Raw genomic sequence first — 21,841 nt, forward strand, 5'->3', positions numbered from 1 at the left:
TTGCGTAATAATTTGTTGTTTCATGCTCAAGAATTGCATTCCCCTTATTTTGCTAGTGGTTTTGATGACTTTCACTACGTTTGACGCATTCGGTCAAAGAAAATCGAAAAACGGTAATTCCACTGAAAATGTCGACCGATTAAAGGTTACTCCAAAATTGGTCGTGGGCATTGTAGTCGATCAAATGCGATACGATTATATAACCCGCTTTTGGGATCATTTTGGGGATGATGGTTTTAAAAGGTTGGTTTACGAAGGGTTTAATTGTAAGAACAATCATTTCAATTATGCGCCAACGAGCACGGGTCCGGGGCATACTTCGATTTATACGGGTACAACACCGGCCACACACGGAATTATTGGTAACAACTGGTACGATAAGGAACTGAATGCTGAAGTATATTGCGCTTCGGATGATAAGTACCATTCCGTGGGAACAACATCGGATGCCGGTAAAATGTCGCCCCATAGAATGTTAGTGACCACAGTGACCGACCAGTTGCGATTGCATACCCAGATGAGGGGCAAGACCATTGCCGTCGCCTTAAAGGATCGGGGAGCTGTGCTTCCTGGCGGACATACCGCTAATGCAGCCTATTGGTTTTATGGTAGCACTGAGGGCCATTGGATCACAAGTTCGTTCTATATGGATAAATTGCCGAAGTGGGTCAACGATTTCAATGCATCCAATATCGCTGCAGGTTATAAAAAGCCATGGACTACGTTAAAGGATATAAACACCTATTTGGAAAGTGGTCTGGATAATACCAAATATGAAGGTTTGTTCGATGGGGAGGTCACGCCGACCTTTCCTCATGACCTGCCCAAATTATGGGCTTCGAATGGGGACTACGATATTATCAAGGCAACCCCTTTTGGCAATAGTATTACGGCCGATTTTGCCATTGCAGCTTTGGATGGCGAAAAATTGGGCGCGGATAATATAACCGATTTCTTGGCGGTCAGTTTTTCAAGCACGGACTATGTAGGCCACAATTTCGGTGTGAATTCCAAGGAGGTCCAAGACACCTATATAAGATTGGACCGAGATTTAGCACGCTTCTTAGAGGCCTTGGACAAAAAAGTAGGTGAAAATGACTATACACTTTTCTTGACCGCCGATCATGCTGCGATCCATGTGCCGGCGTATTTGCAGGACCATCATATTCCGGCTGGATATATGGATGGGGGGGAACTTAAAACCAAATTTATGGAGTTTCTTAAGTATAAATATGGAACAACCGATATTGTGAAGAATAGTTCCAATTTACAATTATTCCTAGATCACGATATTATCAAAAATCTGGACTTGAAGATTGGAGAGGTTCAAGAAACCATAGCTCGGGAGTTATTGACCTATAAGGATATAGATCGGGTGTATACAGGTCAGCAAATGTGGGAAAACGAATATACCGAAGGCATCCCATATATACTTCAGAATGGATACAATCAAAAGCGTTCAGGAGATGTACTCATGGTCTTGAAACCGGGAATGGTCAGCTATCCAAAAACAGGGTCTACACATGGTTCCCCACAAATTTATGATACACATGTGCCTTTGTTGTTTTATGGTAAGGGCATTCAAAAAGGGGCCACCACAAAACAAACCGAGATTTCGGATGTCGCCCCAACCATATCGGCATTATTGGGAATAGCCTTCCCCAATGGGAACATAGGCAAGCCCATAACAGAGGTATTGGAATAAATCGCAATTGAAGTAGTACTATGGAAAATCATCCCATTGGCATTTTTGATTCTGGTGTGGGTGGCACATCCATATGGAAAGAAATCAATGCATTGCTTCCCCATGAGCATACGGTGTATTTGGCGGATAGTAAGAATGCACCCTACGGTGAGAAATCAAAGGAAGAAATCGTTGCATTGTCTATAAAGAATACCGAGTTTCTGTTGCAGGAAGGTTGTAAGCTCATTGTAGTGGCCTGTAATACCGCCACCACCAATGCCATTGATTACCTAAGGGCGCGTTATAAAGTGCCTTTTATAGGCATTGAACCCGCCATAAAACCGGCAGCCCTGCAATCCGAATCAAAGAAGGTCGGAATATTGGCAACCAAGGGAACATTATCGAGCATGCTCTTTCATAGTACCTCTGAAAATCATGCCAATGGAATTGAGATTATCGAACAGGTGGGAACAGGGTTGGTTCCTTTGATCGAAAGTGGTAAGGTTGATTCCCCCGAAACAAGGGCTTTATTGGAAAAATATGTAAATCCGATGATCGCAGCAGGTATTGATTATTTGGTATTGGGGTGTACACACTATCCCTACTTACTTCCGGTTTTGAAGACCCTGCTCCCAGCACATGTAAAGATCATTGATTCTGGCGAAGCGGTTGCACGGCAAACAAAGGCCGTACTCGTTAGACATGATCTATTGACCACTTCCAAAGAAAATGGCACGCATCGTTTCATAACGAATGCCAACGTGAAAATTCTAGAGAATTTTTTAAAAGAGTATAAAGACTCCCTTGAACTGCATTATCAGGATTTTTAAATGATTCACTTCCTACTATAGGTTAAAAAGGTGAAATCATACGCATGTTTTTCATCCTTGGAATGAAATTCGGAGGCAATCAATTGCCAGATGGTTTCATCCACTTCAGGAAAGAACGTGTCGGCATCAAAAGTGGCATGTACCTTTGTGAGCTCCATTTTATTGGCAAACGATTCCCCTTGCCGGTAGATTTCGCCTCCTCCAATAATGAAAGTGTTATCATCCCCATGGGCCATTTTTATGGCGTCTTCCAAGGAATGTGTGACGATACAATCTTCGTGGGGTACTTTATACTTTTTATCTCTTGTAACAATAATATGTGTTCTATTGGGCAAAGGTTTTGGAAAACTCTCAAAAGTCTTTCTTCCCATAATGATAGAATGCCCAGTGGTCAGTTGTTTAAAACGTTTGAAATCATCAGGGAGATGCCAGAGAAGATCATTGTCTTTCCCCAGCGCATTGTTTTCGCCCATGGCGGCTATCATCGTTATCGTCTGCACTACAGTTTTTTTTTATTGATTTTTGATAAGGGGAAATCCGTCTCTATCTCTTTTTGTATTTCAGCGATTTTCTGTTTCTGCTTAAAGACCAACTTTTCACGCTGTTGCCTTTCCCATTCCTTGCCCATGAATTTTTGGGTAACGAAAACATTGACCACATGTATTACGAATAAAAAGGCCCAAAAAGTGATGGCCCAAACAAACCAATCATACGCGTCACCAAACTTCAGGATTTTGTTGATCAAGACCAAGAACACACTGCCGATCAAGAAAATGACAAAATGCACATAAAGCTGTTTCTTTTGTTTTAAGCGCGCATGGGCAGTCTCTAGGAGGTCATGTTGTTCCAAATTCAGTTCCGTTTTCTTTTTGGTCTTCGTGAACATGCGAATTATTATCTTTAACCACAAAGATAAAGTATTTGATACATATTGAATTTTAAGTATGATGAATTTTAGGACCGGATTTCCCATTCTTAAAGAGTACCTATATGCCAACACGGCCTCTTCAGGCCTGATTCATGAAAGCACCATAGATTGGCGAAGACGACATGACCTCGAATTTCTTAAAGGGGCCAGTAACATGCGAATGGAAAGCGCCCATATCATCACGGATACTAGGGAGGCAGTGGGAGACTTCTTTGGTTGTGCCTATGAAAATGTAGCTTTGGTGCAGAATTTCTCTTTGGGACTGAATATGCTCTTGGAAGGTTTGGACAAAGGGAACAAAGTGCTGCTCCTTGAGAACGATTATCCGTCGGTCAATTGGTCTTTCGAGAATCGGGGGTTCCCCATTTCATATGGTTCCATAGATGCGAACCTTGAGGAGAATATACATGCAAAGATCAAAACCGATGGGATTTCGATTTTAGCCCTAAGCCTGATCCAATGGGTAAATGGTATTCTGATAGATTTGGATTTTATTTCCAGGTTGAAAAAAGAATTTCCAGCGTTATTGATCATAGCCGATGGCACCCAATTCTGTGGTACTGCGAACTTTGATTTTAAGGCATCGGGTATTGATGTTTTGGGGGCAAGTTCCTATAAATGGTTGTTGTCTGGTTATGGAAATGGATTTTTTATGTTCAAAGACCATGTAAAGGAATTGGTCAATGTTGAGACCATTGGTTTCAATGCCGCCAATGCAGATCCAAGGAATAAGGATAACATTCGTTTCGCCAAACATTTTGAACCTGGACATTTAGACACATTGAACTTTGGTACCCTTAACCATTCCCTTGGCTTATTGACAAAGATCGGTAAAGATGTAATTGCCCAACAGTTAAAAGACCTGTCCATCAAGGCCAAGAATGAATTTTCGGCCTTGGGATTGTTGGAGGATGTTGTTGTAAGCAGAAAAGAGCATAGTACGATTTTCAATGTGAAGGGTAATGATGTCCTGTTTGGGCATCTGACCGATAATAAGGTGGTCTGTTCCCAACGGGGAAAAGGCATTCGATTTAGCTTTCACTTTTATAATAGCACAGATGAAATCGATATCCTTGTAAGAATCCTTAAAGAAAAGCTATAGCTTTTACCTAGATAGTAAATACTTTGGTCGGTTTTTAAGAAGCCGGCCTAAAAGCATGCGATATATTAAGAAAATCATAAAAATGATATGAATCATTGGTAATGAGTGATTTAATACCTTAATTTTGCGCTGAATTTAAAATGTACATGTTATGGGAATTGCAAAACAATATTTAAAAACAAAGCCAGTATGTAAAGTGACCTTTACAGTACCGGCAGAAGATGCTAAAAAAGTGGCCGTAGTTGGTGATTTCAACAATTGGAATCCAAAAGGAAGTACCTTGAAAAAATTGAAGAACGGAACTTTTAAAGGCACATTTGATCTTCCTAAGGAAAACACCTATGAGTTTAAATATTTGGTCGATGGGGAATTTGTGAATGAGACCGAAGCTGATCGTTACCAATGGAATGATTATGCGGGAACTGAAAATGCGGTGCTAGAGCTTTAATCAAAGAAGAAGAGAATTTAAAAGGCCCAAAGGTTTCGACGTTTGGGCCTTTTATTTATTCTTATTTTACCGAAATCATACCGCAACTACCCCTTTTATGTGTGGGTATGGATTATAATCCACTAAGGTAAAGTCCTCGAATTTGAAATCGAAAATATCCGTTACATCAGGATTGATGATCATTTTAGGCAATGGTCTGGGCTCCCGGCTTAATTGTAATTCCACTTGTTCCAAATGGTTATTGTATATATGGGCATCCCCGAAAGTGTGGATGAATTCCCCCGGTTGATAACCACAAACTTGCGCCATCATCAAGGTGAATAGGGCATAGGATGCTATGTTGAAAGGCACCCCTAAAAAGATATCCGCACTACGTTGGTATAGTTGACAGGACAACTTGCCATCTGCCACATAAAATTGGAAGAAGGCATGGCAAGGGGGTAGGGCGGCCTTGCCATTGGCCACATTTTCAGCAAATGATTTGGAGGTGTCAGGAAGTACGCTTGGGTTCCATGCCGAGACCAACATTCTTCGACTATTGGGATTGGTTTTTAAGGCATGTACGATTTCTTTGATCTGGTCAATTCCCTCGCTGTTCCAGTTACGCCATTGATGACCATAAACGGGACCTAGATTTCCATTTTCATCGGCCCATTCGTTCCATATGCGCACCCCGTTTTCCTGAAGGTATGTAATATTGGTATCTCCTTTTAAAAACCATAAAAGTTCATAGATGATAGATTTTAGGTGCAACTTTTTGGTGGTTACCATGGGGAAGCCCTCGGTGAGGTCAAAACGCATTTGATGCCCAAAAACACTTAGGGTTCCTGTCCCGGTGCGATCACCCTTTTGACAGCCAACTTCTAAAACCTGTTTTAATAAATCGTGGTATTGTTTCATAGTGGGGGCAAAGGTAAAAGTTTAAAGGTAAAAGGTTTATAATCTAACCTTTTGAGTTATTATATTTTATTAACGAGGCAGGCATCAACCTAATATCATACCCGCGATGGTTGCGGATAGCAAAGAGGCTATAGATCCACCCAGTACGGCTCGCATGCCAAATTCGGAGAGGGTCTTGCGTTGGCCAGGTGCCAAGGATCCAATACCACCGATCTGTATGCCTATAGAGGCAAAATTGGCAAACCCGCATAACATATAGGTGGCCATAATCACTGATTTATTATAAGTAAAGTGTGTTGCATTGGCAACATCCTTTAGTTCGGCCAATTGAATATAGCCTACAAATTCGCTGGCGGCCAATTTAATGCCCAACAATTGCCCCATTTGCATAATATCAGCTGTCTGTACCCCGGTCAGCCACATCAAAGGCGCGAAGATTGTCCCTAGAATGGACTCCAAGGAGAGTTGATTGTATGCTGAGTTGGCTGCAATCCAGTCATTGAGCGTGGTAAGGTCCCCGGCCCATCCTAGAATGCCATTGATCATGGCGATGAAGGCGACAAATACCAAAAGCATGGCACCCACGTTTACGGCCAATTTCAAACCTTCGGTCGTACCATTGGCAATGGCGTCAAGAAGATTGGCGCCTATTTTCTCTGAAGAAACGGAAACGTCGGTATTTACCGATTCCGTTTGCGGATACAATATTTTTGATATGACGATGGCCCCTGGCGCCGCCATAACGGATGCGGCGATTAAATGTCTTGCGAATTCAAGCCGTAATTGTTGGTCGTTCCCACCTAAAAAACCAATGTATGCCGCCAATACCCCTCCGGCGACGGTAGCCATACCACCGATCATGACCAATAGTATTTCGGACTTGTTCATTTTTTCCAAATAGGCTTTGATCATTAATGGCGATTCGGTCTGGCCCAAAAATATGTTACCTGCAACAGAAAGGCTCTCAGGGCCTGATATACCTAAGGATTTTGTTAATAACCAGGCCAATCCTTTCACTATTTTTTGAATAATACCCAAATAGAAGAGCACCGAGGTCAAAGCGGAAAAAAAGATGATAGTCGGAAGTATTTGAAAAGCAAAAATATAACCTATGTTCGGGTTCTCGAGATTGAGGAGGTTGCCCAAAATGAACTCACTTCCGGCCAAAGTGAAATTGAGCAATTCATTGAAGATCTTGCCCAAAAATTCAAAGAACATACGAATAAAAGATACCTTCAGGATACTAATGGCCAACACTACCTGAATGCTTAGACCAATACCTACGGTCTTCCAATTAATGGCCTTTCTATTGGCACTGAAGAGGTATGAGATCAGTATGAGGGCCAACATACCCAGAATACCCCGCCATAGGCTATTGATCGAAAATCCTGCGTTGGGAATCATCTGGGGTGCGGAAGTAGCACTTTGGGTAGTCGCTACAACAGATTCGGTTACCGAAATTAAAGCATCTTGTGATACGGCAGTTTGTGCAAAGGAAGTTAGGGATAGGAATAGTATGAAAAACAGCACCCAAAAATTAGTCTTCATAGAAAGAATGCTCGTTTAAGTTAATTCCTTTTGGAAATCTCGTCCCTCAATTTAGCCGCCTTTTCATAATCTTCATTGGCTACGGCCTTGTCCAGTTCTTTGTTCAATTCATCAATAGTCAATTCAGTAAACGCATCGGTCGCGCCTTGATCGATTTCCACAGTTTCCCCTTCCTGTAAGATCTCATCGACCATGATACTGTCGTCATTTTCTTTCTTTTCACTATCCTTGGAGGTGAACTTTAAAAATATACCAGCCTTGTCTAGAATTGTCTTGTAGGTAAATATCGGCGCATTGAAACGCAGGGCCAAGGCGATGGCATCACTGGTCCTTGCATCGATAATTTCTTCGATTTTATCCCTTTCGCAGATAATGCTCGAATAAAAAACCCCGTCAACCAATTTATGAATGATGACCTGCTTGATGACAATGTCAAAGCGATCTGCAAAATTCTTGAAAAGATCATGTGTCAACGGTCGTGGAGGTTTTATCTCTTTCTCAAGGGCAATGGCAATGGATTGCGCCTCAAATGCCCCGATGACAATCGGAAGTTTGCGATCACCGTCAACCTCGTTCAAAATAAGGGCATAGGCACCATTTTGGGTTTGGCTATAGGAAATTCCCTTAATTTTTAATCGTACTAAACTCATAGGCCGTTTTAAACCACAAAGGGCTGTTCAAATTAAGAGGCATGACCCATTAATTGAACAGCCCCTTAGAGGCGCAAATTAACAAAAATTAAGCGTTTTGGGCTTTAAATTCCTTTAATTTTTCAATGAGTTTAGGTACTACATCGAAGGCATCGCCTACTATACCGTAATCCGCAGCTTTAAAAAAGGGTGCTTCGGGATCTATATTGATTACCACTTTGGTTTTGGAGGCACTGACCCCAGCCAAATGCTGTATGGCTCCCGATATGCCAATGGCAATGTATAGATTACAGGCCACGGGTTTGCCTGTTTGTCCCACGTGTTCACTATGTGGTCTCCATCCCATATCCGATACGGGTTTCGAACACGCAGTGGCCGCCCCAAGAATGTCTGCCAATTCTTCGATCATACCCCAGTTTTCAGGGCCTTTCAGACCACGACCTCCAGAAACCACAATATCGGCATCTGCAATGGACGTTTTGCCAACGACTTTGTCAACCTCCGTAGATTTCGTTGAGAAATCGGCATCAGTGTATTCAACGGAAAAAGCTTCAATACTTGCCGAAACATTATTTTCAACCAACCCAAAGGAATTGTTTGAAACTCCTATGATCTTAATATCGGTGAGGATTTGGGTATGGGCAAAACCCTTATTGCTGAAAACGCTTCGCTTTACGGTAAATGGGGCTGTACTTTCTGGTGCTGCCATTACATTGGAAACATACCCGGCCCCTAGTTCAGCAGCCACTATTGGAGCTAGGAATTTGGTGTCTGAACTGGAACTGACTATAATCACTTTTGCCCCTTCTTGTTTGGCGGCTGCTATGATGGCTTTGGCATTGGCCTTGGCATTGAACAGTTTCAATTTATCATTTGAAACATGCAAAACCTTCGATATACCATATTGGCCCAAGCTTTCATTTTCATCGGCATTGATTGAAATGGCCGTGGCTGTAGTGCCCAATAATTTGGCAACTTCACTGGCGTAGGACGCAACTTCAAAGGCGTTCTTTTTGAATTTACCATTGTCCGATTCTGTATAGACTAATACTGACATATTTTTTTTAATTTTTTAATATTTACCCTGAATATAATTCAGGAACAGATTATTGGTTTAAGGTTTCCGCGACCGGTTTGGATTGCTTTTGATCATGTTCAAATCACTTTTGCCTCGTTGTGCAAGAGCTGTATCAATTCCTCGACATGGTCTGCATCAACCAGTTTCACCGCGCCTTTAGGTGCAGGTTTATCGAACTTGACATCGGTGGTGGTTACTGTGGCCGCAACTGGCTCAACGACACTCAAAGTCTTTTTCCTGGCCATCATGATGCCTCGCATATTCGGTATGCGCAAATCACTTTCTTGTACCAGTCCTTTTTGACCCCCGATAACCAAAGGTAATGTGGTCTCTATCTTTTCCTTTCCTCCATCAATCTCACGCACAGCTTTCACATTGTTTCCGTCTACCTCGATGTCAATACAGGTGTTCACGAAATTCATGTTCAATAAGGTGGCCAGAATTCCTGGAACCATACCGCCATTGTAGTCAATGGATTCCCTTCCGGCAATGATCAAATCATATCCGCCATCTTTAACCACTGCAGCCAATTGTTGGGCAACAAAAAAACCATCGGTAGGTTCTGTATTTACGCGTATGGCTTCATCTGCACCGATGGCCAGCGCTTTTCGTATGGTAGATTCCGCAGAGGGGCCGCCAACAGAGGCGACGTGCACTGTGGCACCTTGTTTCTCCTTAAACCACATGGCCCGGGTTAGCCCGTATTCATCGTTTGGGTTGATCACAAATTGAACACCATTGGTGTCAAATTTGGAATTGCCATCGGTGAAATTGATTTTCGATGTGGTGTCAGGGACGTTGCTTATACAAACTAATATCTTCATAAACGAACTATTTTCAGGAGTTTAATAGAATCTTGCTAAGATAAGTAATCTTTTTAGAAATTACTATGCGTGCATAGTAATTTTTGTAACTTTTTTTGAATCAATGAACCCCTCGATTGAGATATAATTTGCTATTTTTGCTTTCGTTTTTATCCGAAAGGGATAACTAAAAAAAGCAGTACATGAAGACACTACAGTTTAGGCAAGCCATCGCAGAGGCCATGTCTGAGGAAATGCGAAGGGATGAGTCCATTTATTTAATGGGTGAGGAAGTTGCCGAGTACAATGGAGCCTATAAGGCATCGAAAGGAATGTTGGACGAATTTGGTCCTGAACGTGTTATCGATACCCCGATCTCCGAATTGGGTTTTGCTGGTGTTGGTGTGGGCTCGACCTTGACTGGAAATAGGCCTATCATTGAATTCATGACCTTTAACTTTGCATTGGTCGGTATTGATCAGATCATAAACAATGCGGCAAAAATCAGGCAAATGTCAGGTGGGCAGTTCAATTGCCCCATCGTGTTCCGTGGACCAACAGGTTCTGCGGGTCAATTAGGAGCGACGCATTCACAGGCATTTGAAAGCTGGTTTGCGAACTGTCCAGGTTTAAAAGTAGTGGTACCTTCCAATCCTGCCGATGCAAAAGGATTATTAAAATCTTCCATCAGGGACAATGACCCTGTTATTTTTATGGAATCCGAACAAATGTATGGTGATAAGGGCGAAGTGCCCGAAGGGGATTATACGATTCCTTTAGGTGTGGCCGATATCAGAAGGGAAGGTACTGATGTGACCATAGTTTCTTTTGGTAAGATCATCAAAGAAGCAGATAAAGCCGCTGATGAATTGGCCAAGGAAGGAATTAGTTGTGAGATAATCGATTTACGTACCGTAAAGCCTTTGGATTATGAGGCGATTCTAAATTCAGTAAAGAAAACCAATCGTTTGGTCATTTTGGAGGAAGCATGGCCTTTTGGTAATGTCGCAACCGAAATCACCTACCATGTGCAGCAAAACGCATTTGACTACTTGGATGCACCCATCCAAAAAATAAACACGGCAGATACCCCAGCGCCCTATTCACCAGTATTATTGGCAGAATGGTTGCCTAACCATGAAGATGTGATAAAAGCCGTTAAAAAAGTGTTATATAAATAAGGAGTACCAATTTGTAAAGGTAATTTAGCTTCGCCGACCAAGTGTTGACGAAGCTTTTATTTTTTAACGTCAAGATTCCCTTATCGGAATGGCCCTTTGAACACCAGTCGTAAATGAATAGATTTTTTTTGCCGTTATTTATGCTTTTTACCATGGTTGTTTTTTCACAATCAAAGGTAGGAGGCACCGTCATTGATGAAACTGGTGAGCCAGTCGCATTTGCCAATGTCATTTTTAAAAATTCGACAGAGGGAACGACCACCGATGACAACGGAAACTTTTATATGGAATCGGACACTACATACGATTTCCTTGAAATTTCCTTTATGGGTTTCGATACCCAGGATATTCCATTGAGTTCAAAGGTGAATTACAATATGGAAATCACCTTGTTTGAAAATACAGAGCAGTTGAATGAAGTGATCGTCTTTGGGGGTAAGCAATCCAAAAAGAATAATCCGGCCATTGACATACTTCGTAAAATTTGGGCCAAAAAAAGGGTCAATGGATTAAGGAAATTCAAACAATATCAATATGACAAGTACGAGAAGGTTGAGTTCGACCTGAATACCATTGATAGTGCCTTAATGAAAAGGAAGATTTTCAAGGGATTGGAGTTTGTTTTCCAAGATCTAGATACTTCACGCATAACGGGTAAGACCTATCTGCCCATATTTTTGAACGAAACTTTCTCAAAAGTATATGGAGACAATACGACGAATGTCGAAAAGGAGGATGTATTGGGAAATAAAAATTCAGGATTTGAAAGCAATCAAGCGATAATTGCTTTTGTTGAGGACCTATACCAAGATTACGATATTTATGATAATTATCTGAAATTCTTTGATAAGAGTTTTACCAGCCCTTTGTCTCGAACAGGTATCGATACGTATAATTATGTCTTAAGGGATAGTGCTTTTATCGACAATAAATGGTGCTACAATATCACATATTATCCGAGACGCAAAAACGAATTGACCTTTAAAGGTGATTTTTGGGTCAATGACTCAACCTATGCCATAAAGAATATCAACCTCGAAGTAACCAAGAGTGCCAATATCAATTGGGTAAAGGAGATTTATATAGAGCAGGATTTTGAGGTGGTGAGCGATTCGGTATTTCTATTGAAACGGGATTATATGTTGACCGATTTCAGCTTAAAGAAAAAGGAAGAATCCAAAGGGGTATACGGCAAACGAACTACCGTCTATGATGACTATCGGTTCAATATCGCAAAACCTAGGGAATTCTATAAGACGAAAAGTAACGCATTCGATCCCCTGGTTTTGAATAGGGATAGTATTTTTTGGCAGAACAGTAGATTGGAATCCTTGAACAAGGATGAAAAAGGAATCTATCAATTATTGGATACTCTTAAGACCGTACCCAAGTTCAAAACGTTCTATAATATCGTGAGTATTTTAGGGTCGGGGTATATTGAAATCGACAAATGGAATCTCGACATTGGGGATGTTTATAGCGTGTTCGGGTATAATGATGCCGAGGGTATTCGCTTGCGCGGTGGGGCCAGGACCTATTTTGGACAGAACGACTTATGGCGTTTAGAGGGGTATATGGCCTATGGTTTTATGGATAAAAAAGTGAAACATGGTTTTTCGGCAAAATGGCTGGTCGACAAAGAAAGCAGGTTGATTCTCTCTGGGGGGCATCGGCGCGATGTGGAACAATTGGGCCTCAGTTTAACATCCACGAATGATGTACTTGGCCGCAGTATAGCCTCATCCTCGGTCTTTACCGTAGGTTCCAATGATAGGCTTTCGAATATTGACCTGAGTACGTTCAGTATGGAAATAGAACCATTGACCAATTTCAGGGTGCGTATTGGAAGTTCCTTAAGAACCTTGGGCTCGGCATTGCCTGAAGCATTTAATTTGGATTATATTGATCCCACAGCGCCGAATGGTGTTTCGTCGGAAGTGAAACAGTTCGATGTGAATACGATGGTCGTGTATACACCGGGTAAAAGAACCATTGGGTATGGGGTGGAACGGAGAAATATTAATGACACCTACAGTACCCTGCTCTTGAACTACACCAAAGGGTTCGAAGGCTTTTTAGAAAGCGATTTCGATTACAGCAAGTTACAATTTTCATATAGTCAGCCTTGGCAATTGGGAGGCTATGGTAGGCTTTACAGTACCATTGAGTTGGGTAAGACTTTTGGGGAGGTCCCGTTAAGTCTTTTGAACGTGGTTCCTGGGAATCAGACCCTGTTCACCATATACAATACATTTCCCAATCTTGATTTTTATGAGTTCGTTACGGATACCTATGCATCGGTTCACCTAGAGCATAATTTTAATGGAAGGATATTCTCTAGAATACCATTGATTCGAAAATTGAACCTGAGGGAATTCATAGGTCTACGAGGCGTTTGGGGTGAACTGTCGCCCGGGAATATTGCTTTGAACAGTCCGGCGAACATTCTCTTACAGGCGCCCAATGACAAGATTTATTGGGAATATTCGGTAGGAGTGGGCAATATTTTCAAATTTTTTAGGATAGATTTTAATTTCAGGGGTAATTACCTTGAGAACCCTGATGCAAGACCTTTTAGTATAACCGGAGAATTCGGGTTCCATTTTTAGGGTATTTTAGGAACCGATGAAAAGGGAATCCGATCTTTTCAATATCTTTACGAACCATTAAAAATAAAAATATGAGTAAAAATGCAATCCTCACTTTTGATGTTCTGATTGAAATACCAAAGGGCAGTAGAAATAAATATGAATATGACTTTACCCTACACAAAATTCGATTTGACCGTACCTTGTTTTCATCGATGATGTACCCTGGTGACTATGGGTTCATCCCAGAAACCTTGGCATTGGACAAGGATCCGCTGGATGTTTTGGTTTTGTGTACAGAACCGACATTTCCTATGGTGGTCGTTGAGGTGAAACCCATTGGTGTTTTCCATATGACCGATGAAAAAGGGCCTGACGAGAAAATCATATGCGTGCCCATCTCCGATCCCATTTGGAGCGAAAGGAATGATATTTCGGACATAAATCCACATCGACTTAAGGAAATTGAGCATTTCTTTCAGGTGTACAAGGATTTAGAAAAGAAAAAGGTAGATGTTGGTGGTTGGGGAGATGCGAAAGAAGCCGTCGAAATTTATCATCAAAGTGTTGAACGCTACGAATTAAGTGAGCATAAGAAAAAAAGGACTTTTACAATATAAATAAAATCCCTTAGGGTTTCGAGCGGGTATTTTCAATAAATACCCGCTTTTTTTATCTATATGATTTTACTACATTGCATCTGTTAAAAAAACCTAAAATAACTTATTAAAATGGATTTAATCGTAAAGTTCTTACCGGCCTTTGGTGTATTGGCATTATTATTCGTGTTTATCAAAAACTTGTGGGTCTCAAAACAGGAAGTGGGTGACGCAAAAATGGCTCGAATAGCAAAAAATATTGCCGATGGCGCCATGTCTTTTCTAAAAGCTGAATACAAAATACTTGCAATTTTTGTGCTGGCGGTCGCTATTCTTTTATATTTCAAGGGATCCAATGAAGTAGGTTCAAACGGTATGGTGGCTGTTTCTTTTATCGTTGGGGCCATTTGTTCTGGTTTGGCAGGATTTATTGGTATGAAGGTGGCAACAAAAGCAAATGTTAGAACCACCCAAGCGGCTAGAACTTCTTTAGGTAAAGCCCTTGAAGTTGCCTTTGCAGGTGGGTCGGTAATGGGTTTGGGTGTTGTTGGTTTAGGTGTTTTAGGCCTAAGCAGTCTTTTTATGATCTATCAGAACATTTGGCCAGGGGCAGATAATTTAGGTATGGTATTGAACGTACTTTCAGGATTCTCTTTGGGGGCTTCTTCCATTGCCTTGTTCGCCCGTGTGGGTGGTGGTATTTATACCAAGGCTGCCGATGTGGGTGCTGACTTGGTAGGAAAGGTTGAAGCCGGTATTCCTGAGGACCATCCCTTAAACCCTGCTACCATAGCTGATAACGTAGGTGATAATGTAGGTGATGTTGCCGGTATGGGCGCCGATTTATTCGAGTCATATGTAGGCTCTATTATTGGTACTATGGTTTTGGGGGCATTTATTATCACTCCTGATTTTGCTGGTTTGGGTGCAGTTTATCTTCCGTTGGTCTTGGCTGCGGTCGGTATTATCATGTCTATTATCGGTACATTCTTCGTAAAGGTAAAAGATGGGGGAAATCCACAAACCGCGTTGAATATAGGGGAGTTTGGTTCTGCTGGATTAATGGTAGTAGCCTCATACTTTATTATTACCGCCATGATTCCTGAAGTATGGGAATACACAGGAGTTAATTATACGGCTAATGGTGTTTTTTTTGCAACACTTGCTGGTTTAGTGGCGGGCTTAGGTGTCGGTAAAATAACTGAATATTATACAGGTACTGGCACAAAACCGGTGACCTCAATTGTACGGCAATCCGAAACTGGTGCCGCCACAAACATTATCGCAGGTTTAGGGGTAGGTATGATGTCTACCATGATTCCTATTTTATTAATCGCCGCTGCCATTTTGGTATCACATCATTTTGCCGGTCTTTACGGTATTGCCATTGCGGCTGTAGGTATGTTGGCGAATACGGGGATTCAATTGGCTGTTGATGCCTACGGACCGATTTCAGATAATGCTGGTGGAATTGCTGAAATGGCAGAATTGCCAAGTGAAGTTCGTGAGCGTACCGATAAATTGGATGCGGTAGGTAATACAACTGCAGCCATCGGTAAGGGATTTGCTATCGCTTCTGCGGCATTGACCGCTTTGGCTTTGTTTGCTGCTTTTATGAAAGTTGCGCATGTAACCTCTATCGATGTTTCTAAACCAAACATTATGGCAGGGCTTCTTGTGGGTGCCATGCTTCCTTTCGTATTCTCCGCCCTTTCAATGAACGCTGTGGGTCGGGCGGCAATGGCCATGATTGAAGAAGTAAGACGTCAGTTCAGGGATATACCACAATTGAAAGCGGCATTGGAAGTAATGCGGGCTGTTGATTCGGATATGTCTAAAGCAACGCCAGAGCAACGGGCTATTTTTGATGCAGCTGATGGCTATGCCGAATATGATAAATGTGTCGACATCTCAACCAAAGCATCTATAAGGGAAATGGTTTTGCCAGGCCTTTTGGCGATTGCTGTACCTGTTGCTGTAGGATTTATCGGTGGCGCTGAAATGTTGGGTGGCCTTTTGGCCGGAGTTACTTCTGCTGGGGTATTGATGGCCATCTTCCAATCGAATGCCGGTGGCGCTTGGGACAATGCCAAAAAGATGATCGAATCCGATGGTCGTAAAGGTACTGATGCCCACAAAGCTGCTGTTGTCGGGGATACTGTTGGAGATCCTTTTAAGGATACTTCTGGACCCTCTTTGAATATACTTTTAAAGCTGATGTCTGTTGTGGCCTTGGTGATCGCACCAAGTATCGCCTTGTCAACCGATACCTTATCGGCCTATAACGAACAAAAGATAGTTACGGAAATGGTAGTCCAGGCAGTACAGAAAGAGGTACGGGTCGAAATGAAAAAGAACGACGACGGTACTGTAAATGCGACCGTAACGACCACGATGACCGAAAATGGCGAAAAGTCCGTCAACGAAGAAGTTTTCGCAGGAACTGAGGAAGAAGTGATGGCCAAAGTGGAAGCCTATAAAGGGGATGCTTCTGACGTGAACATCAAAGTAAAGAAAGTGATTGAAAAGGTTGAGGAAGAAGTCGAAAACTAGACGCAGAATTCAAATATTCATAAAACCTGCAAATTCTCATTTGCAGGTTTTGTGTTTTTATAATAGCTATAGCTTACTGCAATTTAAAAGTAATGGGAATGCTAAAGGGTACTTTAACAGGGTTACCCCGTTGTTTTCCCGGTTTCATTCTTGGGAGCAGTTCAATGATCCGTACGGCCTCGGCCTCTAAATATTGGTCTGGCCCCCTTTTTTGAATGTGCCCAATACTTCCATCTTTTTCAATGATGAACTGCATATACACTTTGCCTTGAATACCCATTTCCAAGGGTATTTCGGGATATCTGAAGTTTTTCCTAATGTGATTGTTCATTTGCTCTTGAAAGCAGACCCGCTTATCAATTGCATTTTCACACCCTGGAAAGACAGGGACGTCTTCAATGACAGAAAAAGGTATAGGTATATCTACGGGCTCATCCACCACTGGTATATCGTTGACATCCAAAATAATTCTTTCCTCATTGGATTCTGAAGTTGCGATGACTGTTTCAATTATGGGATCTTCGTTTTTCGCTACTTCAATCACATCCGGTATTGCCGGTTCAGGAGGGGGCGGTGGCACATCAAGTGTGATTATAGGGGGTAATTCTTCAGTCAAGTCAATGTCTGGTGTATTCATTCCGATATAATCATAATAAGTCTTATCATACGTTTTCCACTCAAAGGCCACATAAGTCAATACCATGACCAGGACAAGTCCTATTACAAAATAAAGTCCACTGTTCTTGTTCAAATCCCTTTTAGCATACTTTTTTGGTTTCATCATTTAAAATTTTGGGCCCTTCCAAGGAAAGGCAGGGTTACACATTCGTTTATAATTCGACGATATCGAACTCCGGAATTGATAAAGTCGGTTTTTAGGCAGGTTGAATGTTGGAATGAAGCTACCGTTTTAAGGGCTTTTATAAAACCGGTATTGAGGGAACGGGGCTTTTCAATGCGTGAAACCGATTTCCCGAAGAGGGAGGTATTTTACGATGGCGGTATTGATCTGGTAAAAGGGAATGAAAATAATGATGTATCAGGCGTTATTCCAAAAAGTGTAGCGACGCCCCTTCCGATAATTCGTAGGCTTCCTTCCCGTGTTCGAATATTCGGGCACTAAGATGACCGCCACTTAGGATCATAGTCTGGTTTTTGATTCGAATCCAGCTTCCTTCACGAAGACCAACAACTGCCGTAGTATTGAATGCATGGAATTCCCTGATACGTGTTTCCCGGGTTTCCCCTTTGTGTTTCGACGCTGGGTCAGGATTGACGTAATGGGGGTTAATGCAAAAGGGGACTATGCCCAAAGTGTCATAACTTGGCGGGTAGACAATGGGCATATCATTGGTGGTTTTAATATTTGGTCCGGCGATATTGCTTCCGGCACTGGTACCCAAATATGGGGTTCCTTGAGTGATTACTTCGCGTAATTTCGTTATTAGGCCCTGCTGGTAAAGACTATGTACAAGTACGAACGAATTACCGCCTCCAGTAAAAATGCCCTGCACATTTTCCAAGCTCGTGACGGGGTCATCAAAAGTATGTATGCCTACGATTTTTTTGCCGATATGTTTAAAAGCCTTTTCTGCTATATCGGTATACGCTTCATAGGAAATACCACTGGGCCTGGCATACGGAATGAATAAAATCTCATGGGTATTTTGGTACAATTCCTCTAGGGCATCGAATAAATAATCTAAATACTGGCCCCCATACAATGTTGATGTGCTCGCTAACAGACAATTCATCATTGGGTATCGTCGTTAGAATAATCCATTTATCTCGGCATCGATCTTGTTCAAAATCAAACCAAGGTCCTCGGGATTGTCGACAAAATCCAATTGATCAACATCAACGATCAAGAGCTTTCCTTTCTCATAGCCATGGATCCAAGCCTCATAACGCTCATTCAAACGACTTAGGTAATCAATGGATATCGAATTTTCATATTCCCGTCCACGTTTATGTATTTGATTGACCAGATTTGGAATCGTACTTCTCAAATAGATCAGAAGATCCGGCGGCTGAACCAGACTTTCCATGAGTTCGAAAAGACTTGAATAGTTTTTGAAGTCCCTATTGGTCATCAAACCCATTGCATGTAAATTGGGCGCAAAAATATAGGCATCCTCATAAATTGTACGATCTTGTATGATGTCTATACCACTTTCCCTGAATTTGAGTACTTGTCGATAGCGATGGTTTAGAAAATAAATCTGCAGATTAAAACTCCATCGTTCCATCTGGTTATAAAAATCATCCAAATAGGGATTGTCGACAACATCTTCAAAATGGGCTTCCCACTTGTAGTGTTTTGCCAATAATCTAGTTAGGGTGGTCTTTCCGGCACCTATATTGCCAGCAACTGCAATGTGCATGTGGTCCTGTGTTTTGTGGTTAGGGCAATCTTAAAGTATTGCATGACAATATACAAAGTATATCGAGTTTGAAAAAATATATAGGTTGAAATAGAAAGGTAATATTATGATTCCAAAATTTTTATTTCATGACTAAATACCTATTTTTGCCTCCAATCTTGAGAGGAAAGATTTGACTGATTGCAACCTCGAAGTCCTGAATGTTTTTTAGGACCTGGCTAAAAGAAATGCCAGATGCTGGAATAAGTTCGGTAGTTCAAAAAATGCTAAAGCAGTGTTGGCTGAATTGATTCAGTATATTCACTTTGTTTGCAATCCTTTTTAGATTTTCTTCTCCTTATTTTACGTAAAAATGGCTTATTTATTTACCTCAGAATCCGTGAGTGAAGGGCATCCGGACAAAGTGGCCGATCAGATCAGTGATGCCTTATTGGATAATTTCTTGGCTTTTGACCCCGAAAGCAAGGTGGCTTGTGAGACGTTGGTGACTACGGGACAGGTTGTTTTGGCGGGAGAAGTAAAAAGCCATACCTATTTGGATGTGCAGAATATTGCCCGGGATGTCATCAATGCCATTGGGTATACAAAAGGGGAATACCAATTCAGTGGGGATTCATGCGGCGTCATTTCTTTAATCCATGAACAGTCACAGGATATAAATCAGGGTGTTGACCGAGGTGCCAAGGAAGAACAGGGCGCTGGGGACCAAGGTATGATGTTCGGTTATGCCACTAAGGAAACCGAGAATTATATGCCTTTGGCGCTGGATATTTCACATAGGATTTTAAGGACTTTGGCGACCATAAGAAAGGAGGGGACTGAAATTCCATACCTTAGACCCGATGCCAAAGCCCAGGTTACCATAGAATATTCAGATGAAAACGTACCACAACGAATTGATACCATCGTAGTTTCTACGCAACACGATGCATTTGATGCTGACGATGCTAAAATGCTTGCCAAGATCAAGGAAGATATTATATCAATCTTGATGCCCAGGGTCATCGAGCAATTGCCAAAAAGCGATCGGGCATTGTTCGATGATCAGATTAAATACCATATCAATCCTACCGGGAAATTCGTAATTGGCGGTCCGCATGGGGATACGGGCTTGACAGGTAGAAAGATTATCGTTGATACCTACGGCGGTAAAGGCGCCCATGGCGGCGGGGCTTTTAGTGGTAAAGACCCCAGTAAGGTGGACCGAAGTGCCGCCTATGCCGCCCGTCATATCGCCAAGAATTTGGTGGCAGCCGGAGTCTCCGACGAAATTTTGGTGCAGGTGAGTTATGCCATTGGGGTGGTTGAACCGACATCGATCTTCGTGAATACGTATGGCACTTCAAAAATCGAATATTCAGATAGTGAAATCGCCAAGCGTGTTGCCCAGTTGTTCGATATGCGTCCCTTTGCCATTGAAGAGCGTTTGAAATTGCGAAATCCGATTTATTTGGAAACTGCGGCCTATGGTCATATGGGGAAGGAACCTAAAGTGATTACCAAGGTATTCGAGTCGCCTTACAATGGCAGGATCGAAAAGGAGGTGGAACTCTTTACCTGGGAAAAATTGGATATGGTCGATGCCGTTAAAACGGCCTTTAAAATGTAATTTTTAGATAAATAATTAGGAAAAACCAAAAGCACGGCCTTATATTTGCCGTTCAAAAGTTCAAACACATATTGAATTGTTATCAAGAAAGGTGGAGGGAATAGACCCATTGAAGCCTTAGCAACCCTTTGTGACTTTCCCAAAGAAGGTGCTAAATTCTATCTTGAAGTCGAACTTGATTCGGCACCTGGTTTAGTCAAGTATAGATAACGAAATGAATTACTTTGTTGTAATTGTCCCTTTCTTTTTAACTTTTTGATTATTCAATGTCACAATTTCGTGACATGGAGGTTTGTGTTTAGATTTATTTCAACAACAGCAACTAAAACAAATAAAATCATGGGTAATCAAAAATTTTCTACAAATGCGTTGCATGCCGGTCACGACACAACGAAAACGGAGGGCACACGTGCTGTTCCTATTTATCAGACGTCATCGTATGTCTTCGATAATACGGATCATGCGGCTAATTTATTCTCATTAAAGGAATTGGGTTTCATTTACACACGATTGAACAACCCTACCAATGAAATTTTACAGAATAGATTGGCGGCCATTGAAGGTGGTGTTGGTGCCGTGGTTTTCGCTTCGGGAACTGCCGCTATTGCTACGAGTTTAATGACACTCTTAAAAACGGGTGATCATATTGTCGCTTCGAGCAGTTTATACGGAGGTACGTTTAACTTGTTGAATGTTACCTTACCACGTTTAGGAATTACCACCACGTTTGTCGATGCTTCCGATCCAGAAAATTTCAGAAAGGCGATTCAAGAGAATACACGGGCTATTTTTGTGGAATCCCTAGGGAACCCAAAATTGGATGTATTGAATCTAAAGGCGATAGCAAAGCAGGCAAAAGCGGCGCAAGTACCATTTATTGTTGATAATACGGTGGCTTCACCGGCTTTGTTGAATCCTATAGAATACGGAGCGAATTTGGTGATTCATTCCCTTAC

20 protein-coding genes and 1 riboswitch are annotated in these 21,841 nt (G+C 41.8%); of the genes, 10 read left to right on the forward strand and 10 right to left on the reverse strand.

The window, feature by feature from the left end:
- Positions 1-22: 22 nt before the first annotated feature.
- Positions 23-1,705 carry an alkaline phosphatase PafA gene (gene pafA / locus WBM98_RS08755; RefSeq protein WP_424365642.1) on the forward strand — a complete coding sequence of 561 codons (1,683 nt, stop codon included), beginning with the start codon at positions 23-25 and terminating at the stop codon, positions 1,703-1,705.
- A 20-nt stretch (positions 1,706-1,725) separates the two neighbouring features.
- Complete coding sequence (murI, locus tag WBM98_RS08760) at positions 1,726-2,514, forward strand: glutamate racemase (protein ID WP_424365643.1); 789 nt, start codon at positions 1,726-1,728, stop codon at positions 2,512-2,514.
- Between the two features lie 5 nt (positions 2,515-2,519).
- Here the strand turns inward: murI and WBM98_RS08765 are convergent, their stop codons facing one another.
- Both WBM98_RS08765 and WBM98_RS08770 read right to left on the reverse strand, forming a co-directional pair.
- Positions 2,520-2,999, reverse strand: a complete 480-nt coding sequence (locus WBM98_RS08765; RefSeq protein ID WP_424365661.1) for a dihydrofolate reductase — start codon at positions 2,997-2,999, stop codon at positions 2,520-2,522.
- Positions 3,000-3,013: 14 nt separating this feature from the next.
- The gene (locus tag WBM98_RS08770) at positions 3,014-3,400 is read right to left on the reverse strand and encodes a 2TM domain-containing protein (protein ID WP_424365644.1); all 387 of its coding nucleotides are present in this window, start codon (positions 3,398-3,400) and stop codon (positions 3,014-3,016) included.
- Positions 3,401-3,458: 58 nt separating this feature from the next.
- On the opposite strand from WBM98_RS08770, the gene WBM98_RS08775 reads away from it, so the two are divergent.
- Together WBM98_RS08775 and WBM98_RS08780 are read left to right on the forward strand one after the other, a co-directional pair.
- Positions 3,459-4,544 (forward strand): aminotransferase class V-fold PLP-dependent enzyme, encoded by a 1,086-nt coding sequence (locus WBM98_RS08775; protein WP_424365645.1) that lies wholly within the window; start codon positions 3,459-3,461, stop codon positions 4,542-4,544.
- Between the two features lie 151 nt (positions 4,545-4,695).
- Positions 4,696-4,992: an isoamylase early set domain-containing protein gene (locus WBM98_RS08780; RefSeq protein WP_424365646.1), complete on the forward strand. Its 297-nt coding sequence runs from the start codon at positions 4,696-4,698 to the stop codon at positions 4,990-4,992.
- A gap of 75 nt (positions 4,993-5,067) precedes the next feature.
- Here WBM98_RS08780 and WBM98_RS08785 read toward each other — a convergent pair whose 3' ends face one another.
- The 5 genes from WBM98_RS08785 to WBM98_RS08805 form a co-directional block, all read right to left on the reverse strand.
- Positions 5,068-5,892: a thymidylate synthase gene (locus WBM98_RS08785; protein WP_424365647.1), complete on the reverse strand. Its 825-nt coding sequence runs from the start codon at positions 5,890-5,892 to the stop codon at positions 5,068-5,070.
- A gap of 84 nt (positions 5,893-5,976) precedes the next feature.
- A complete protein-coding gene (locus tag WBM98_RS08790) occupies positions 5,977-7,440 on the reverse strand; it encodes a NupC/NupG family nucleoside CNT transporter (protein ID WP_424365648.1) in 1,464 nt (487 codons plus the stop codon).
- A 20-nt stretch (positions 7,441-7,460) separates the two neighbouring features.
- A complete protein-coding gene (locus tag WBM98_RS08795) occupies positions 7,461-8,090 on the reverse strand; it encodes a bifunctional nuclease domain-containing protein (RefSeq protein WP_424365649.1) in 630 nt (209 codons plus the stop codon).
- Between the two features lie 88 nt (positions 8,091-8,178).
- A complete protein-coding gene (locus tag WBM98_RS08800) occupies positions 8,179-9,147 on the reverse strand; it encodes an electron transfer flavoprotein subunit alpha/FixB family protein (protein WP_424365650.1) in 969 nt (322 codons plus the stop codon).
- Between the two features lie 98 nt (positions 9,148-9,245).
- Entirely contained in the window at positions 9,246-9,992 is a 747-nt protein-coding gene (locus WBM98_RS08805; protein ID WP_424365651.1) for an electron transfer flavoprotein subunit beta/FixA family protein, read from the reverse strand.
- A gap of 182 nt (positions 9,993-10,174) precedes the next feature.
- Between WBM98_RS08805 and WBM98_RS08810 the strand changes: the two genes are divergently transcribed.
- The 4 genes from WBM98_RS08810 (at position 10,175) to WBM98_RS08825 (ending at position 16,892) form a co-directional block, all read left to right on the forward strand.
- A complete protein-coding gene (locus WBM98_RS08810; RefSeq protein ID WP_424365652.1) occupies positions 10,175-11,152 on the forward strand; it encodes a pyruvate dehydrogenase complex E1 component subunit beta in 978 nt (325 codons plus the stop codon).
- A 113-nt stretch (positions 11,153-11,265) separates the two neighbouring features.
- Entirely contained in the window at positions 11,266-13,761 is a 2,496-nt protein-coding gene (locus WBM98_RS08815; RefSeq protein WP_424365653.1) for a DUF5686 family protein, read from the forward strand.
- Positions 13,762-13,832: 71 nt separating this feature from the next.
- Positions 13,833-14,360 carry an inorganic diphosphatase gene (locus WBM98_RS08820; RefSeq protein WP_424365654.1) on the forward strand — a complete coding sequence of 176 codons (528 nt, stop codon included), beginning with the start codon at positions 13,833-13,835 and terminating at the stop codon, positions 14,358-14,360.
- 111 nt (positions 14,361-14,471) lie between these two features.
- Positions 14,472-16,892 (forward strand): sodium-translocating pyrophosphatase, encoded by a 2,421-nt coding sequence (locus WBM98_RS08825; RefSeq protein ID WP_424365655.1) that lies wholly within the window; start codon positions 14,472-14,474, stop codon positions 16,890-16,892.
- A gap of 73 nt (positions 16,893-16,965) precedes the next feature.
- On the opposite strand, the gene WBM98_RS08830 is transcribed toward WBM98_RS08825, so the two are convergent.
- The 3 genes from WBM98_RS08830 to WBM98_RS08840 all read right to left on the reverse strand — a co-directional run bounded on the left by WBM98_RS08830 (position 16,966) and on the right by WBM98_RS08840 (position 19,276).
- Positions 16,966-17,673 (reverse strand): energy transducer TonB, encoded by a 708-nt coding sequence (locus WBM98_RS08830; protein WP_424365656.1) that lies wholly within the window; start codon positions 17,671-17,673, stop codon positions 16,966-16,968.
- Between the two features lie 265 nt (positions 17,674-17,938).
- Positions 17,939-18,649, reverse strand: coding sequence for a dipeptidase PepE (pepE, locus tag WBM98_RS08835; protein ID WP_424365657.1), 711 nt, complete (start codon positions 18,647-18,649; stop codon positions 17,939-17,941).
- A 12-nt stretch (positions 18,650-18,661) separates the two neighbouring features.
- Positions 18,662-19,276, reverse strand: coding sequence for a deoxynucleoside kinase (locus WBM98_RS08840; RefSeq protein ID WP_424365658.1), 615 nt, complete (start codon positions 19,274-19,276; stop codon positions 18,662-18,664).
- Positions 19,277-19,628: 352 nt separating this feature from the next.
- On the opposite strand from WBM98_RS08840, the gene metK reads away from it, so the two are divergent.
- Together metK and WBM98_RS08850 are read left to right on the forward strand one after the other, a co-directional pair.
- Positions 19,629-20,885 carry a methionine adenosyltransferase gene (gene metK, locus WBM98_RS08845; protein ID WP_424365659.1) on the forward strand — a complete coding sequence of 419 codons (1,257 nt, stop codon included), beginning with the start codon at positions 19,629-19,631 and terminating at the stop codon, positions 20,883-20,885.
- Positions 20,886-20,961: 76 nt separating this feature from the next.
- Positions 20,962-21,098: riboswitch (SAM riboswitch) on the forward strand.
- Positions 21,099-21,224: 126 nt separating this feature from the next.
- The coding region (locus WBM98_RS08850; RefSeq protein ID WP_424365660.1) for a PLP-dependent transferase at positions 21,225-21,841 on the forward strand (617 nt) is incomplete at its 3' end.

Source organism: Maribacter sp. (assembly GCF_049667165.1).
GTDB lineage: Bacteria > Bacteroidota > Bacteroidia > Flavobacteriales > Flavobacteriaceae > Maribacter_A.